At 55.7% G+C, this 2,119-nt stretch carries 1 protein-coding gene; it reads left to right on the plus strand.

From position 1 onward, the window contains the following. Positions 1-300: 300 nt before the first annotated feature. A complete protein-coding gene (locus AB0A61_RS40990; RefSeq protein WP_361304701.1) occupies positions 301-1,821 on the plus strand; it encodes a hypothetical protein in 1,521 nt (506 codons plus the stop codon). Positions 1,822-2,119: the final 298 nt, after the last annotated feature.

Below are 2,119 nucleotides of genomic sequence, written 5' to 3' on the forward strand. Positions count from 1 at the left end.
CCACCCCCCAGGTCATCCGATCGACAGGGGGCAACAGTCATGCCGGGCCCGGAGGCCAGCGGCCCTCTTGCAGGACCGCGAAGAAGATAACGGGGCCACCCCCCTGACGCGGGCTGTCGGAGTGTCGCGTCTCATCGTGGTCCGGCGAACGCCTCCACACACACCCGATCGGCTCTTGAGACCCCAGCCATAGACGGGAAATAAGTGACGGCCTTGTGTAACACGATCTAGGCAGAAGCCGGGTTCTCCAACGGAGTAGTCCCAGATGCCCGTAATAACCTGTCACCCTAGCCTGGCGGCATGGGCAACGGAGCGCTAGTGGTCGTGCATCCGCCGAACTATGAGGGGGCTCGGCAGGTCACCATTGGCATGCAGCGAAAGCTGGTGCGGTCGCGAGAAGAACTGGTCCATTTCCTCCGTCGTAACGATTTTGACGGCGACATCGAAGACACAAGTCTTGTCGAGTGGCGTGGTGGCGGAAGCCGGGTGTGGGGACGTCCCGGTACAGGTCCGAGCGATAAGGGATCTTGGAAAAAATGGTCAACCTTTACACTCATGGTGGGTGGCTTTCTTGGGGCCGCGATCTTCTTCGGGAATAGCGCAAAAAAAGACATAATGGGTGCCCTCACGTATACCGGCCGCCTTGCTGGGGCCTCCCTTCTAGTCATGGCTTTCATCGCCCTGGTCGCTGCCGTTACCATATGTGTCGACTACTCACTGCGGCATCGATTGAAGTATTCCGGTGCAGTAGTTTTGTTCGGCGTCATCGCCGTGCTGGGTTCGAACTTGTTGCTGCTGGGCGCTCAGGTCGGGGTTGGGGAATATACCCACTGGGTTTTCCTTTGGATTGCATTCATAGTCTGGTCCAGTTGGGTCCTTTGGGAGCTCATCTATCGGCAGAGGGCATGGGGCGAGGTGCCACACCGGCGAAGATTCGCGACTGCGCTATCAGTCAGTGCTGCCATTGCTGCTGCCAACTTCACCTATACGCAGATATATCAGCCCTATGCTTTGCCGGTTACGGTCACCGCGACTGCTAGTTTTGGTACGGCACGGATGGACCCAAAGGGACAGATCCTCCACCTCCCGTTGACTCTCCGTTACAAGAATACTGGCAAAGTCTCCGCCTCTGTAGTGGCCTTCAACTACGAGGTAATAGGCGTGACTTGGACTCGTAATCCCGATGGCCAGGATGTGGAGAAATTGCGAGGATATCTGGAGAGTGGCGATTCGGACCTCGATATCTACACTGGAGTGAAGACTCCGTATGAAATTACCAAGGGCATGCTCGTGGAGCCTGGCCGGGAGACCATCCTTGATCCCGGTGACGAAGTCACCGAAGAGAGGGTTGTGGAAATCCCTGCAAAGTCGGGATATTTCGATGCCGTTGAGGCATACGCTGAAGGTATTGTAATGAAGCAGGACAGGGCGATAATGGCTGGTGAGCCGGAAAATTGGAAGAGCTTTTCATGGAAGAAGGAGAGGGGGAGGAGCAATGCTCCTCGCTGGGTTACGGATCAAGCGGGAGTGCCCGCGGACTCAGATTATGTGGAATATCGTGCACGCCTCAGGTATAGCAATGAGATTCTTAATCTCATTCGCAAGCCGAGATATATGACGATGTGGTGGGTGATTGGCAAGAAGGATCAGTATGGCACTGGAAGTGGCCTGATTGAAACTGTAGCGATCGATGGCGAAGAGGGTAATAAGCCGACAAATGCTGAATTTCTCAGGAATTATGAGAAATATGGCTTGGCTTACACTTCCAGTGGCTATGCGGAGGTGTCGTATTTTGAAATGCTCAATACTCGTTCTAGTTGAAAATGTGTCCTGACGGTTGTAATGCAGGTCAGATCGCATGCCTGGACATCCTCAATTTCGGGGGAGGCCGCACCCTGACCAAGGAGCTCGCCAACCTGCTCATCAGCCAGGTTGGCAAAGGCTCAGTGTCTTTGGCCGCGCCCGTTAGGGATCACCGTTCGCCCCTGTGCCCGTGTTCCGAGCTCATCCGAGCCACGGGCTAGTACTCCAGCTGTAGATCTTGATCTTGGCTTGTGGGCGGAGGGCGTCTCGGGTCGGTTGGTCAGGTTCTGCTTGCTGCCGAGGGCGTGTACGGCTG

This window comes from Streptomyces sp. NPDC046197 (assembly GCF_040646295.1).
Taxonomy (GTDB): domain Bacteria; phylum Actinomycetota; class Actinomycetes; order Streptomycetales; family Streptomycetaceae; genus Streptomyces.